The organism is Streptomyces sp. A01, from assembly GCF_059026195.1.
This window is the reverse complement of sequence record NZ_JBWLKN010000005.1, coordinates 66,711-80,622: the sequence shown is the minus strand read 5'-3', so window position 1 is coordinate 80,622 and position 13,912 is coordinate 66,711. Positions and strand designations below refer to the sequence as shown.

Below are 13,912 nucleotides of genomic sequence, written 5' to 3'. Positions count from 1 at the left end.
GCATGCGGATGCAAACTTTGCCTGGAAAAATACCCAGGCAATCGCGAGCCACAGACAGAATGCAGCGGGTCGTGGCAGGCCCGCTACCCAGTCCCCGGGGGCGATGAACGGTCGAAGAACTGGCCGACAGACACCGAAGCTTTGGCTTTCCTCGAGCGAACGCGGACTCAACTGCGCGACCGGACATGGCTCGACCCGCGACGGTCTGACGTCACTCTCTGCGCCTGGCACGAACTGTGGTGGCCGACGCAGACCGGCGATGATCCCGACCACCCGTGCCCCGACGAATGGTCGGCCACTCTGGTGCGCGACTGGGGCCTGTGGAACAACCACATCAGACCGACCTTCGGCAGCTGGCGGCTGTACGAGCTCGGGTGGCTGGAGATTCAGACCTGGGTCAACGGTCTGCACGACGAGAAGGGCGGACCGCTCGCCGCGGCCTCGGTCACCAAGGTCTTCCAGATCCTTGACCGCATGCTCAACGCGGCCAGGCTCGACAAGCGGCTGACGTTCAACCCAGCCGACGGGGTCAAGCTGCCGACGATCAAGAAGAAGCACCCAGAAGACCGCCGGCCACCGACCTACGCCATGCTCTGGCGCGTGCGGGCCTGTCTGCCGAAGTACATGCACGCCCTGCAGATCGTCGCGCAGGAGACGGGGCTCCGCTGGGGAGAGCTGGCGGGCCTGCGGGCATGCTGGGTCGATCTGAAGAACCGGCGCATCCAGGTGCGCGAAGTCCTGACCGAGGTGCGCGGCAAGATCCGGCGGAAGGTCTACCCAAAGTCAGACGCGGGCCTGCGCACTGTGCCGCTCACCGGGCTGGCGTGGCGTGTGCTGCGCGACCTCTTGGCGGAGGAGCAGCCCAGCACCAAGCACTCAGACCCCGAGGAGGGTCTGTGTACGGAGGAGCTGGTGTTCCACGGCCGGAACCGCAAGAGCCGGACCACAGGCAAGCCCTACCGGGCGCCGCTTCGGCGCAGCGCCTTCCGGCGTCTGTGGGTCGCTGCCATCGAGGCCGCAGGGGTCGCCCGGAAGACCGTGAAGCGAGTCGCTACCCATAAGACGAACAAGGAGACTGGGCGCACCAAGAAGGTAGTCGAGAAGCGGATCAAGTGGTGGCCGGACTTCCACGACATTCGGCATACCTTCGCCTCGCGGCTCCATGACCGCGGAGTGCCCGAGGTGATCGCCCAGGAGATCCTTGGGCATGAGAGAGCGGGTGAGGTGACGTGGCTGTACACGCACGCGGCTGCGGACTATCCGGGCCAGGTGCTTGCCGCGCTTGAGGACGGGAAGCCGGGGCGGCGGCGCTTGAAGCTGGTGGCGTGAGTCCGGCTGGAGTCCGGAAAAAATCCGGACTCGGAGTAAGCGGGGTAGGGTTCTACGTATGCCTGTAGATGTAGATGGGCGTATATGCCGTTTGACAGCGCAATACGTCGACCAGCGCGAATGTAAAGGAACGAGCGCTCCCTGATAAGGAAGAGGCCACAGGTTCAAGTCCTGTTAGCCCCACCGATGCGATCCGGCCCGGATGGAGATGACTCCATCCGGGCCGATTCATTTGTCCGCCCAGTGAGTTGAGGCGGGGGCTAGGTCACTGATCGGTATCGGTTGGTGTGTATCATCGGGCGCCAGAAGGTCCCCTACGTCAAGGAAAGACGAGGTCGCGCGGTGAAGAAGCTTCTCCTGGTCGCACTGGCCGCTATCGGCGGGCTCCTCGTGTACCGCCAGATCCAGGCGGATCGCGCCGAGCAGGATCTGTGGACGGAGGCGACCGACTCCGTGCCCGCAGGTTCGGGTGTGTGAGTCCCACAGTCCTCCACGGGGCTTCGACCGCTCAGGCGGTCGGAGCCCCGTAGTTTTTGGGCCATCCGGGTGACAGACGGCCCTGGCGGCCGGTGCCCAGCGGCCGGTGCCTGGGTGCCGGGCCGGGGCCGCACGACGGCTGCGCGGCGGGCCGGTAGCCGGTCGTTCGGCGGCTGGACGGCTGGACGGCTGGACGGCTGGACGGCTGGACGGCTCGGCGGCTGGCTGGCCGCGGCTGGTAGCGGAAGCGACGGCTGGGGTCGCGATTGCGCGGAGGAAAGTCCTGCTGGGAGAGGCACGCCGGACCATAGCGCTTTCGCCTCTTGAGTTCGCTCCAGCAAACGCATAGCGTGCGTGAGCAAAAATGAGGCCGGGGATCTGTGACGACGAGGGGCGGCGCCCGATGAACGACCGCAGCAAGGTCAGGACGGGCCTCGCCGCGGTGGCGGCTCTCTGTGCGGTGAGCGGCGCGATACCCGGGCAGGCGGCGACGGCGCGGGCGGCCACCACCGGCCCGCACCCCGTGGGGAGTCCACCCCATCAGTCCTCGGCCCCCAGGCTCCACGCCGCGAGCCTTCTGGCCGAAGACGCCGGTGGCGCCGGTGACGCCGAAGACGCCGGATACCCGGGCGCGGCCCAGGCGCGGCAGGCCGAGAAACGTACGTACCGCACCGTGGGCGCCCGGATCACCGGAGGCGCGACGGGCGACAGGGCCGCGCAGCTCCCGCCCAGTGGCCCCCGCGTGGACAGCATCGGCGCGGGCGAGACGCGCTACTACGCGGTCGACCTCGACGCGACCTCGACCGCCTACGTCTCAGCGGTCGCGATACCTCCCCCCGGCTCAGGGATCGAGGAGTACAAAGACAAGATCAAGGTGACGCTGACCCGGGAGGACGGCGGGCTGTGCGACGCGTCCACAGCCGAGTCCCACGCGGACGACACCGCGTACCCGTTCGGCGCCGCCGTCACTTGGCAGCCGACGTCCGCCACGGCGGCGCGCTGCGGGGAGACGGGCCGCCACCTGGTCAAGGTGGAGCGGCCGAACACGGCGACGGCCCGCGCGGAGCGCTGGACGACCGAACTCCGCTTCATGCGGGAGCCGGCGGCCAAGGGCGGCTCGACCCGGCAGCTCCCGGAGGGGAGTTGGAGCACGGGAGCGCCCATCCCGCCTTCTGGGGCGGCCCGACCCCGGGCGGGCGGCACCGGATTCAACGACGCCAAGCCGCTGTCCCCCGGCGTCTGGAAGGACACCGTACGGCCCGGCGAGACCACCTTCTTCAAGGTGCCCGTGGACTGGGGGCAGCAGCTCCTCACCAGCGTCGAAGTCCCCACTCCCAAGCGGTCGACGGGCAAGCCGACGGGCAGTAGCGGCTACCTGCGCAACGCCCTCGGCGTGAGCGTCTACAACCCCGGACGCGCGGAAGTCGCGACCAACAACTTCATCGCTTACGACGGCGAACGCACGGCCTCCAAGCTGGGCAGCGCGCCCATCGCCTACGACAACCGGAACGAAGGCCCGTCCATGGCGGTCCGCGGCATGAGCGTCGCGGGCTGGTACTACCTGGCCGTCACCCTCAGCCCGGAGACCGAGCGTTACTTCAAGGACGGTGTCCCGGTGACGGTGCGCGTCCACGTCAAGGGCGAGCCACGCGAGGGACCCCGGTACGACGGGGACGCGGCCGAGGCGGGCTTCGGCGTCGACGCGGACGACCAGCGGGCGGCGGCGCGCGGACAGAGCACCTCGGACGTCGGGGAGAGCGACACCCTGCGTGCCGTCGCGTACACCGGTTTCGGCCTTGGCGCGGCGCTGCTGGCCGGACTGGGCGCGTGGAAGCTCATCGCCCGCCGCCGGGCCAACGCGGGGCCGGACACCGGACTACGGGGCTAGCGGCTCCCCGCGAGGTCAGCTCGCGAGCAGAGCCCAGGTGCCGACGGCGAAGCAGAGCGCCGCTGCCACGAGGATCGCGAACGTGACACGGCGGGAAGGGCCCGGGCGCCCGTACGCCGTCTGCCGAGCTGCCGCTCCTGACGCTTCTGCGGCTCCTGTGACCACCGAGGAGCCTGTGGCGGCCTGAGCCACCTGAACGGCGGCTGTCGAGTGCGCCACGGGCGCGCCCGGACCGTACGGCATGGCCTGCGGACTCTGCGGACTCTGCGAACTCTGTGAGCTCTGTGGCTTCCGCGGCTCCGGTACGTACGGAGGCGGTGGCTGGAGGAAGGGCTGCGGCAGCGTGTAGGGGCGGGTGTGGGGAGTGTGCGGCGTCTGCGGCGTGTGCGACGTCTGGGGGTAGTAGGCGTCGTACGGGTTGCCGGTGCCGCCCAGGCCGCTGGGGCTGCCCGGGTGGGGGGTGTGTGGCGCGTTCTGGTAGCTGTACTGGCCCTGCCGCGCGGCCGGTTGGCGCGCCGCGCCGGCGGGAGCCGGGGGCGCGGGTGTGGAGAGTGCGCCGCCTCCCGTGTCACCTGCTGTGCCGCTGTCCGTACGCGCTGCCGTCGCCTCTGATGGCCCGGACCCGGGTGCCGGCTGGCCGGGCAGGGACGCGGTAGGCGGCGTCGGCTCGGCGGACGGCTGGAGTGCTGATGGTTGCTGTTGCTGTTGCTGTTGCTGTTGCTGCTGGGGCGGGGCGAGCGGGAAGCTGTCGGTCCGGGACATGGCGGGCTCGTCGCCGGTTCCGGTAGCCGGTTCTGGCGAGTCGGGCTCCTCCGGAGTGGCCGACGGGGCTGAGGGTGCCGAAGGAGATGACAGGCCCGAAGAGGCTGTGGAGGCGGAGGCGATAGGGCCTTGCGATGAGCTCGCACCCGCACTCGCACCCGTATGCCCGCCCGTACCCGCATCCGCACCCGTATGCCCGCCCGTACTCGTATCCGCACCGGGAGCCGGGGTGGGTGTCTCCTGCCAGGAGCCCTGCGGCAGCCCGTACCAGGAGCTGGTCGAGGTGTGCGGGTCCGTGGGCTGCGAGCCCGTCGCGTAGGGACCGGTCGGGTAGGGACCCGACGGGTACGGGCCTGCCGGGTACGGACCGGCGGTATAGGGGCCCGTCGCGTAGGAATCCGCCGGATACGAGCCGGTCGCGTACGGATTGCCTCCCGGGCGAGCCGGGTGCGAGCCGGTCGGGTAGCTGCCCGGGGCGTCCGTCTGCTCCGCCGTGCCGGAGGCGGCGTACGCGTCCGACGATGCGTATGCGTCCGGCGGGGCAGAGGTGTCTGGCGGGGCGTGCACGTCGGACGAGGCGTAAGGGCCTGAGGGGACGTACGCGTCCGGTGTCGCGAAGGGTTCTGTGGAGTGGGGCGGGCGCGCGGGGCGGCGTGGGCCCGCGGGGCCCTTGGCGCCGAAGCCCGCGGGGAGCGGGCCGAGGTGGTCGAAGACCTCGACCACCTCGTCGTCGACATCGGGCTCGGGAAGCAGCTCGGCGGCGGCCAGCAGCGCCTTGCGGGCTCCCGTCGCCGTACGGAACCGGGCTTGCGGATCGGGCTGGAGAAGATTCGCGACCACCTGCCACAGCGGTTCCGGAACACCCTCGGGGGCATTTGGCACACCGTGTTCCGTAAACAGCTTGACGAGGGCTTCCGCGTCCGGTTTGCGACCGCTGAGCAGATACAGCGCGACCAGTCCGACGGCGAAAAGATCCGCCGGGAAGTCGGGCTCCGAACCGAGCATCTGCTCGGGTGCGAAATAACCGGGTGTTCCCACAACGAAGTTGGTATCGGTGAGCCGCGGTTCGCCCTTCGTCATGGCGATGCCGAAATCCGAGAGCCGCAAATGCGGGCGGCCGGTGCCGGTCGCCTCAAGCAGGACATTGGCGGGCTTGATATCGCGGTGCACGACATCTTCCGCGTGGACGGCGGCCAGGCCCGCGAGCAACTGGTCGAGCAGCGTGCACACGAAGGCGGGCGGCAGCGGGCCGTAGTCCCCGATGAGATGCGCGAGCGAGCCGCCGCGCACCAAGTCCATGGTGAACAGGACCTTGTCGTCGTCGGCCGCCCAGCTCGCCGGGGCGAGCACATGCGGATGGTCGATCCGCAGTGCCTGTTCGCGGACGAACCTCAACAACGTGTGGGCGTCGCTCTGTTGGAGCACCTTGGCAGCTACGTAGCGCCGTCTGCGGTGGTCCCAGGCGCGCCAAACGGCGCCTACCCCGCCACGGCCGATCGGATCGACCAGTTCGTACCGACCAGCGAAGATCTCTCCCATCGCGCCTGACCGTCCACTCGCCCATCGACTCGGTTCGGCTGATCGGCCGGGGCGGCCGGTCAGCCCTGGTGTGACTCGTAGTGGGCGACCGCGTCGGCGGTGCGCCCCGCGCCGTACACGCGAAGAAACTCTGCCAGTTCGGGGTGGGTCGGGGTGAGGGTGTCGGCGGCATCGATGATGTCTCCGGCAGCTGACACGGAACGCAGCAGGGACTGGATCTCCCGGACCACGCGCCGCACCGTGGGAGCGCCGCTGCTGGCCGTGGTCTGGGAGGTGTTGTTCAGGACGGAGCCGCCCGCCGACTTCTTGACCTCTTCCATGCGCTCGGCGGCCTCACCCGCGCTGATCCGGCCGTCCGCCACCTGGCTGGAGAGCTCCTGGAGCGCCTGCACCCGCTGCACCACCGCCGGGTTGCCGATCTTGGCGCGCTGCCCGCTCATCAGCTGCGACAGCATGGGGGCGGAAAGCCCCAATACAGAGGCGAGCCGGGCCTGATTGAGGCCGAGGTCGTCAATGAGGCGGCGAAAGAGAGCTCCCAGCGGTTCCCCGTACCAACTGCGTTGCAGATCCCGTGCACGGGCGGTGGCATCCTGCTGTGCTGCGTCCATCTCGCTCTCCCCTTCGCTTCGCTGCCGCGAATCTTGCGTGGCATCCTACGGAGAGCGGTACGCACGAGCGATACCCGGTCGGGAAAGCTATCGCGGAACAGGTATCCTGATCCGCGACGGGGCCTTAGCTCAGTTGGTAGAGCGCCGTCTTTGCATGGCGGATGTCAGGAGTTCGACTCTCCTAGGCTCCACGTCGCGAGACCCCTCTGACCTGCGGGAACGCGGTCAGGGGGGTCTTTTTGTCCCGATTTTCCGTGCTGACATGTCAGCACGGTGGTGCTGACGAGCTGCGGTCGGAGGCCCGAGGTCCGGGGGAAGCTTGGGGTTTGCCGCTCGCCGCTGCTCTCCCGTGGGTCCCCTGGGCTCAAGTGGCATGGCGGTTTGGAAGCGGGTGGGCTACGTGGGCTGGTCTCTGGCCGGTGGTGCGGGTCCTGCCTGATGTGCGTGCTGAGGCATGTGAGCCGGGCTGTGCTCGTCGCACCGTTGCGGCGCGGTGATCGTTTCTGGTCCGAGCGCATGGATCAGATTGAGGTTCCCCCTCCTGGACCTCGTTGGTCGTTGAGGGAAACTGCCAGGGCTTTCCGCTTTCCTACTTGTTTGACACTGGATTCATGTCCGAGACGACGTACAGCATCGGTGAGGGGCCGGCGACACGGGTCAGCCTCTCGCTGCCCGAGGGGACCGCGCAGGCAATCCGTGCCCGGGTCGGTAAGCGGGAGTTCTCTGCGTTCATCGCGGAAGCCGTCGAACGGGAGTTGCGCGGCCAAGTGCTGGATGAGTACCTGGCGGACTATGAGAGCCGTAAGGGATCTGTCTCCGAGCAAGCACGGCAGCGGGCGCGGCAGGTCTTTGACGAGGTGTTCGCCGAGGAGGGTCAGTGGCCCGCCGCAAGCTGAGTCACGAGGGGACGCTGGTCCTCGACAGCGAAGGGCTTTCCAAGCTGTTGGGTGATGACGAGGCGGTGGTCGCCCTGGTTGTGGAGGCGCGGTCCCGTGGCATGGAGGTGGTGATCTGCGCGCTTGCCATCATCGAGGCCGTGCACGCGCGTACGAACAAGGCCCGGCTGAACTGGGTGCTGTCCGGTCTGCGTGCTGTTCCGGTAGGCGACGAGGAGGCGCGGGCGGCCCCGGCGCTGTTGATGGAAGCCGGGCTGCATGGCCACAAGTACGCCATCGATGCGGCTGTGGCCGAGGCGGCCCTGCGACAGCGACGCCCGGTGGTCATGCTGACCTCCGACATCGATGATATGGGCAAGCTGTGCGGCGACCGGGTCCGCCTGGTTGCGGTGTGACCCGCTGGCGTCGGCGGGTTTCCGTGGTCGCCAGCCCGCTCCCCCAGCGTTGACCAGTGCACCGGGGCCAGGCTCCGCAAGACCACGAGCCCATTGGACCGGTACATGATCGAGGACATGTTGGGCCAGGGCGACGGGGCGCTGTCGCGTTTGGGGGCGGTGCTCTCGCACCCCGTTCAAGAACCGGACGACTCCTTCAACGCGGGCGAAGCAGACCCGTCGCAGATTGTCATGGGCTACCGCATCTACCCCGCCGTGAGGGAAGAAGGCCCCTTGCTTCGCTTCCGGACCGTACTCACCCTCTGATGCGACGTCTGTTGAAGCAGCTCCGGCATTCGCGTACTTGCTGACTACGGAGTGGACCAGGCCCTGTGATCTGAGCAAGTTGATCGTCACGATTTGGGTAACACCTATGCGCCCAGCGTCACGCGCATGCGGAGATCCCCCTCAGTTCGGCAGGGAGGCGGCGGGGGCCATGGTGGTGAAGAGGTCGTCTCATTCGGCGAGTCTTCGGTAGCAGATGAGGGTGCAGGCGATCCGCTCGAACAGCTCCCACAACTCATCCGGCACGAGATGCTCAACGATCCCCACGACGCCAGACTGTCGAACAGCCCAAATGAGATGACCTCTAAGGGGACTTCTTCGTCAGGTCTCCCGGGAAACGCCCTCCGGCCGGTTCGCGCGTTCGCGTCGGCCAGAGGGCGTTCTGTGTTCTGTCGGGTCTCCCGCGACCCGGGCGGCTCAGGCGGCACGGCAGCGGATCAGAGGGGGCGCCGCGGCGGCAGCCGGTCGGACGCGGCGCCGCGGCGGGTCAGGGGTTCTTGTCGTCCTTGGTCGACTCGGCTTCCGCCTGTTTGGCCTGGACCTCCGGGTCGAGTGCCGTCTGGTCGCTGCCGTCCACCGACGTCAGCGGTGCGCGGTCACTGGTCTCCGTCGCCGCCGGGGGTTCCACCAGCCAGTCCGGGTTGGCCTGCTTGTCCCACCACTTCCAGGCGGCGTACGCGCCGCCTGCCAGCAGGCCGAGCACGGTCACCCGCTTGACCAGCTTGCCGCGCCGGGCGCGGCGGCGCTGCTTCTTCTGGAGTCGCGCGACGTCCGCCGCGCTGATCTGGCCGCGCAGCGCCGCCAGAGCGGCGCCGCCACGCGCGGCGGCCTCGTCCCTTACCGGCTCTGCGGCGGCGCGGGCACCGGCGACGGCGGAGCCGACGCGGGGCGCGGTGTAGTCGGCGGCCTGCCGGGCGGCCTTGCGGGTCCGTACGGCGGCGCGGTGGGCGGCTTCGTCGACCTTCGGCGGGAGGGCGTCGCGGGCGTGTTCCAGCCGGGGGCTGACGTACGCCTGGTACTGGCAGCTCGCCGCCGTGCGGGCCTGGTGCGCGGCCTGCGACACCTTCGGCGCCAGGCGGCTGCGGGCCTCCTGTGCTTGGTGCACAGCGGCTTCCTTGACCTGGCTGGCGTGCGGCCCCACCACCTCCGCCGCGTGCCGGACGCTGTCCTTGGCCGTGCTGGTAGCGGCTCGCACGCTGTCCTTGCGGGTCACGGAATTCCTCCTCCTCGGTGGCGTATCCGGGGGTCAGGGACTACCCCTGGACGCGTAGTGTCGCCTTTCCGCCTATTTGCAGATCATGCCTGTCGGTTGACTGGCGAGCATCTGTGGTCGGGCATCCGGGTCATACAGGAGCTTCCGACGACAATGTCACGGAACGGGGCGCCGCGCGCCGTTTCCGGCGGCTACTCGTCTCGTCGGCGTCCGTGCGAGGATCGTGAGTCGTCAGTGCGGACTATGGAAGGTAGATCGTGGCCGAGCAGCTCTACGCCACCCTGAAGACCAACAACGGGGACATTGAGGTCCGGCTGCTGCCGAACCACGCGCCGAAGACGGTGAAGAACTTCGTCGAGCTCGCCGAGGGCACTCGTGAGTGGACGGACCCGGCGACCGGGGAGTCGTCGAAGAAGAAGCTGTACGACGGCACGGTGTTCCACCGGATCATCAGCGGCTTCATGATCCAGGGCGGAGACCCGCTGGGGAACGGCACGGGCGGCCCTGGGTACAAGTTCGCGGACGAGTTCCACCCGGACCTCGCCTTCAACAAGCCGTACCTCATGGCCATGGCGAACGCCGGCCCGGCCACCAACGGCTCGCAGTTCTTCATCACCGTCTCGCCGACCGCGTGGCTGACCGGCAAGCACACCATCTTCGGTGAGGTGGTCAACCCCGCGAGCCAGAAGGTCGTGGACACCATCGCCGCCGCCCAGACCAACCCGCGTACCGACCGTCCGGTCAACGACGTGGTCATCGAGTCCGTCGTGATCGAGACCCGCGAGAGCTGACATCGCCTGACGCGCGAGGGAACCATCCCGCCCCACCCGTCCGTAGACAGATGGGTGGGGCGGCGGCCGTACGCTGCCCGACTGGACGGGCGAGGGGTATAAGGGGTTAAGGGGAGTCATGGAAGACCAGGCCGTCTGCTGTTACCGGCACCCGGACCGGGAGACCGGTATCAGCTGCACCCGCTGTGAGCGGCCTATCTGTCCGGAGTGCATGGTCAGTGCCTCGGTCGGCTTCCACTGCCCGGAGTGCGTGCGCGGGGCGAACGCCGCTGACAGCGGCGTGGGCCGCACGGCGCGCGGCAGTCAGCCCCGTACGGTCACGGGCGCCGCGCTGACCGCCGACCCACGCCTGATCACCAAGATCCTGCTGGCGCTCAATGTGCTGGTGTGGATCGCGGTGCTTTCGGTGGGCGACCGGCTGATCGACGACTGGGCGCTGGTGGGCGAGTGGCCACCGGCTGACGCCGGGTTCGTCCCGTCGGAAGGTGTGGCGGAGGGGGAGTGGTATCGCCTCCTGACCTCGATGTTCCTCCACGAGGAGCCGTTCCACATCGCCTTCAACATGCTCTCGCTGTGGTGGCTCGGAGCTCCGCTTGAGGCGGCGCTCGGCCGGGTCCGCTTCCTCGCGCTCTATCTGCTCTCCGGCCTCGGCGGCAGCGCCCTGACCTACCTCGTGGCCGACGCCTCGCAGGCGTCGCTGGGCGCGTCCGGTGCGATCTTCGGTCTCCTCGGCGCGACCGCGGTGCTGATGCGGCGCCTCAACTACGACATGCGCCCGGTCGTCGCGCTGCTCGCGCTGAACCTGCTCTTCACCTTCACCTGGAGCAACATCGCCTGGCAGGCGCACATCGGCGGCCTCGTCATCGGCACGGTGGTGGCGTACGGCCTGGTGCACGCGCCGCGTGAGCGACGCGACCTGGTGCAGGTGGGGACCTGCGCGCTGGCGTTCCTGGCGATCGTGGTGGTGGTCGTGGTGCGGACCGCGCAGCTGGGCTGATGCGCGGGACGCCGGTCGCGCCGGGGCGCGTGCGGGCGGAGGCGCGCCCCCTGGGGAGCCCCCCGAAGCCGCCGTTCCAGGGCTGAAGCCGTCATGCGGGGCCGGAGCCGTCGTTCCGGGGCCGGAGGCTGGCGTTCCAGTGCGGAGGCGGTTGCTCCGGGGCCTGTCGGGCCTGGTCGGCGGGGAGGGAAACGTTCCGGCTGGCGAAGTTGTCCACAGTGGAACGGCGAGCCTGTGGGGAACGGGTGTGCTAGGTCGCACAGATCTACGTTTTGCCTGGCGGGACGGGGAGTGGGCGGGGGCGGAGTGATGCTCCACCGGTCACACCGGCGTCAACCTCGCAGGGGTTATCCACAGATCGTCGTAAGTTTTCCCCACTGTGGATCGCTCTGTGGATAACTAAGGGCAAGGCTTGCCTGGTCGGCCGCGACCGCCCCCGCGTCCAGCCCTACTTCCACTGCGTGGAGACGACGAACCCCGCAGCGATGAAGCCGAAGCCGACGACAATGTTCCAGTTCCCGAGGGGTTCGATGGGCATATCGCCCGTCGTCACGTAGAACAGCACAATCCAGGCAAGACCCAGCAGGAACATCGCCAGCATCAGAGGCGCGACCCAGCTGCGACCACTGGTCAGCTTTATGGTCGTGGTCTGCTGCTGCTTCGCCTGTGGCGATTTGGCGTCGTCCTTCTTGCGAATCCGTGACTTCGGCACGAGGAACTCTCCTGTCGATGCGCTGCGTGACCGCGCGGAAACGTACATGGACGGGCGCCCGGGGACAGCGAAGGGAGCACTTCCATTCCCCCAGGCGTCCGTTAGCGTAGTGCTTCCGCGGCGTCGAGAGAGATAAGGGTACGTTGAGTAATTCAGCCGACTCCCCCGACCCGGCTCCTCGCCGCTTCGCGTTCCGCCCGATCCGGCTGCTGACGGGCGCGATCTTCGCGCTCGCCGGGCTCATCTTCTGGATCAGCTTCAACACGGCCCAGGGCACCAACATCCGCAGCGACGAGTCCATGCTGCGGCTGTCGGACCTGATCCAGGACCGCAGCCGTAAGAACGCCAGGCTCGACGAGAAGACCGCGGGCATGCGCTCGGACGTCGACGCCCTGATCCGCAGGGACGACGGCAGCAGCGCGGCCGAGGACAAGCGGCTCCGTGCCCTGGAGCGGGCCGCCGGCACCAAGAAGCTACAGGGCAGCGCCGTCACCGTCACCCTCACCGACGCCCCGCCGAACGCCACGCCCCGGGTCTCCGGCGTCCCCGATCCGCAGCCCAACGACCTCGTCATCCACCAGCAGGACCTGCAAGCCGTGGTCAACGCGATGTGGCAGGGCGGCGCCAAGGGCATCAGGGTCATGGACCAGCGGCTGATCGCCACCAGCGCGGTGCGCTGCGTCGGCAACACCCTGATCCTCCAGGGCCGCGTGTACTCACCGCCGTACAAGATCACCGCCGTCGGCGACATCTCCGCGCTGCGCGACGCGCTGACCGCCTCCCCCGCGATCCAGAACTACCAGCAGTACGTGAAGGCGTACGGCCTCGGCTGGAAAGTGGACGACCACGACGCGATGACTCTTCCCGGATACTCCGGCACAGTGGACCTCCACCACGCGCAGCCCGTGAAGTAGCCAGCCGCCCGTGCGGCGGGAGTGCCGCGGTGCGCGGTCCTGCTGGGGAGGGAGTGGCGGCCGGTGCGGGTGCGGACGCGAGTCTCGACAGGGGCACGAGCGCGGGTGCGGGCGCGGGCGCGGTTGATCGTGCGGGCACTCAGCGAACTGTGCGTCACCGTAGGCTCGCTGATCGTGCTGTTCGTGGTCTACGTGCTGTTCTGGACGGGCGTACGGGCCGACCGCGCGATGGACAGCGAGATCGCCCGCCTGGAGAAGCGGTGGGCGGCCCAGCAGCCGCGGGACACCGCTCCCCCCGGCGGCCAGGGCCCGCGCCAGGAAGCACCGGAAAAGGTGAACGGCCGACCGTACACGAAGGGTGACGCGTTCGCCGTCATGTACATCCCGCGCTTCGGCGACGGCTGGGCCAAGCCCGTGCTCCACGGCACCGACGCCGGCACGCTGCGCCGGGGACTCGGCCACTACGCGCGCACCGCGCGGCTCGGTGCGCTGGGCAACTTCGCGGTCGCTGGGCACCGCCGCACACACGGCGACGCGTTCAAGGACTTCCCCGCGCTGCGCCCCGGCGACGCCGTGGTGGTCAACGACGGCACCACCTGGTTCACCTACCGCGTCAGCCGCGAGCCGTACCGCACCCGGCCCACCGACACCGGCGTCATCGACCCCGTGCCGCGCGCGGCGGGTTACGTCCGGCCCGGCCGCTATCTGACGCTGACGACGTGCGAGCCGGAGTGGGGCCACAGCCACCGGCTGATCGCCTGGGCGCGGCTGGAGACCACCAAGCCCGTCACCGAGGGCAGGCCCGTCGCATTACGCGGCTGACCCACGGCCCCCGTGCCCCGCCCCTTACTCTGGTGGCGCAAGTGACTCTTCCATCGGTTCATCGCGAGTAGGGACAGCATGTACGGCTGGATCTGGCGGCATCTGCCGGGTAACGCGTGGGTGCGGGCACTGATCTCGCTGCTCCTCGTGCTCGGCACCGTATATGTGCTCTTCCAGTACATCTTCCCGTGGGCGGAGCCGCTGCTCCCGTTCAACGATGTGACGGTCGACGAGTGACCGCGGAT

At 69.0% G+C, this 13,912-nt stretch carries 15 protein-coding genes and 1 tRNA gene; 12 read left to right on the top strand and 4 right to left on the bottom strand.

Annotated features, from left to right (window positions below; genetic code table 11):
* The first annotated feature begins 141 nt into the window (after positions 1-141).
* The 3 genes from AC5P1B_RS08090 (at position 142) to AC5P1B_RS08080 (ending at position 3,694) form a co-directional block, all read left to right on the top strand.
* Entirely contained in the window at positions 142-1,329 is a 1,188-nt protein-coding gene (locus tag AC5P1B_RS08090; RefSeq protein WP_493885889.1) for a tyrosine-type recombinase/integrase, read from the top strand.
* Between the two features lie 342 nt (positions 1,330-1,671).
* The gene (locus AC5P1B_RS08085) at positions 1,672-1,806 is read left to right on the top strand and encodes a DLW-39 family protein (RefSeq protein WP_003958712.1); all 135 of its coding nucleotides are present in this window, start codon (positions 1,672-1,674) and stop codon (positions 1,804-1,806) included.
* 403 nt (positions 1,807-2,209) lie between these two features.
* A complete protein-coding gene (locus tag AC5P1B_RS08080; RefSeq protein ID WP_493885888.1) occupies positions 2,210-3,694 on the top strand; it encodes a hypothetical protein in 1,485 nt (494 codons plus the stop codon).
* 15 nt (positions 3,695-3,709) lie between these two features.
* Here AC5P1B_RS08080 and AC5P1B_RS08075 read toward each other — a convergent pair whose 3' ends face one another.
* Complete coding sequence (locus AC5P1B_RS08075; RefSeq protein WP_493885887.1) at positions 3,710-5,995, bottom strand: serine/threonine-protein kinase; 2,286 nt, start codon at positions 5,993-5,995, stop codon at positions 3,710-3,712.
* Between the two features lie 59 nt (positions 5,996-6,054).
* Positions 6,055-6,603: a helix-turn-helix domain-containing protein gene (locus tag AC5P1B_RS08070; RefSeq protein WP_493885886.1), complete on the bottom strand. Its 549-nt coding sequence runs from the start codon at positions 6,601-6,603 to the stop codon at positions 6,055-6,057.
* Positions 6,604-6,721: 118 nt separating this feature from the next.
* Here AC5P1B_RS08070 and AC5P1B_RS08065 point away from each other — a divergent pair.
* The 4 genes from AC5P1B_RS08065 (at position 6,722) to AC5P1B_RS08050 (ending at position 8,200) form a co-directional block, all read left to right on the top strand.
* A tRNA-Ala gene (locus AC5P1B_RS08065) sits at positions 6,722-6,794 on the top strand.
* Between the two features lie 420 nt (positions 6,795-7,214).
* Positions 7,215-7,499: a hypothetical protein gene (locus AC5P1B_RS08060; RefSeq protein WP_493885885.1), complete on the top strand. Its 285-nt coding sequence runs from the start codon at positions 7,215-7,217 to the stop codon at positions 7,497-7,499.
* The gene (locus tag AC5P1B_RS08055; RefSeq protein ID WP_493885884.1) at positions 7,481-7,894 is read left to right on the top strand and encodes a DNA-binding protein; all 414 of its coding nucleotides are present in this window, start codon (positions 7,481-7,483) and stop codon (positions 7,892-7,894) included. The genes AC5P1B_RS08060 and AC5P1B_RS08055 overlap by 19 nt, the downstream gene beginning before the upstream one ends.
* 105 nt (positions 7,895-7,999) lie before the next feature.
* A complete protein-coding gene (locus AC5P1B_RS08050; protein ID WP_493885883.1) occupies positions 8,000-8,200 on the top strand; it encodes a hypothetical protein in 201 nt (66 codons plus the stop codon).
* Positions 8,201-8,705: 505 nt separating this feature from the next.
* On the opposite strand, the gene AC5P1B_RS08045 is transcribed toward AC5P1B_RS08050, so the two are convergent.
* Positions 8,706-9,431 carry a DUF5324 family protein gene (locus AC5P1B_RS08045; RefSeq protein ID WP_493885882.1) on the bottom strand — a complete coding sequence of 242 codons (726 nt, stop codon included), beginning with the start codon at positions 9,429-9,431 and terminating at the stop codon, positions 8,706-8,708.
* Between the two features lie 257 nt (positions 9,432-9,688).
* Between AC5P1B_RS08045 and AC5P1B_RS08040 the strand changes: the two genes are divergently transcribed.
* Positions 9,689-10,222 (top strand): peptidylprolyl isomerase, encoded by a 534-nt coding sequence (locus AC5P1B_RS08040; protein WP_493885881.1) that lies wholly within the window; start codon positions 9,689-9,691, stop codon positions 10,220-10,222.
* Positions 10,223-10,340: 118 nt separating this feature from the next.
* Positions 10,341-11,219, top strand: a complete 879-nt coding sequence (locus tag AC5P1B_RS08035) for a rhomboid family intramembrane serine protease (protein ID WP_493885880.1) — start codon at positions 10,341-10,343, stop codon at positions 11,217-11,219.
* A gap of 448 nt (positions 11,220-11,667) precedes the next feature.
* On the opposite strand, the gene crgA is transcribed toward AC5P1B_RS08035, so the two are convergent.
* Entirely contained in the window at positions 11,668-11,931 is a 264-nt protein-coding gene (gene crgA / locus AC5P1B_RS08030; RefSeq protein ID WP_493885879.1) for a cell division protein CrgA, read from the bottom strand.
* A gap of 143 nt (positions 11,932-12,074) precedes the next feature.
* Here crgA and AC5P1B_RS08025 point away from each other — a divergent pair, with 143 nt between their 5' ends.
* The 3 genes from AC5P1B_RS08025 (at position 12,075) to AC5P1B_RS08015 (ending at position 13,904) form a co-directional block, all read left to right on the top strand.
* Positions 12,075-12,845, top strand: coding sequence for a DUF881 domain-containing protein (locus tag AC5P1B_RS08025; RefSeq protein WP_493885878.1), 771 nt, complete (start codon positions 12,075-12,077; stop codon positions 12,843-12,845).
* 63 nt (positions 12,846-12,908) lie between these two features.
* Positions 12,909-13,667 carry a class E sortase gene (locus AC5P1B_RS08020; RefSeq protein ID WP_493885877.1) on the top strand — a complete coding sequence of 253 codons (759 nt, stop codon included), beginning with the start codon at positions 12,909-12,911 and terminating at the stop codon, positions 13,665-13,667.
* Between the two features lie 78 nt (positions 13,668-13,745).
* Positions 13,746-13,904 carry a hypothetical protein gene (locus tag AC5P1B_RS08015; protein WP_493885876.1) on the top strand — a complete coding sequence of 53 codons (159 nt, stop codon included), beginning with the start codon at positions 13,746-13,748 and terminating at the stop codon, positions 13,902-13,904.
* Positions 13,905-13,912: the final 8 nt, after the last annotated feature.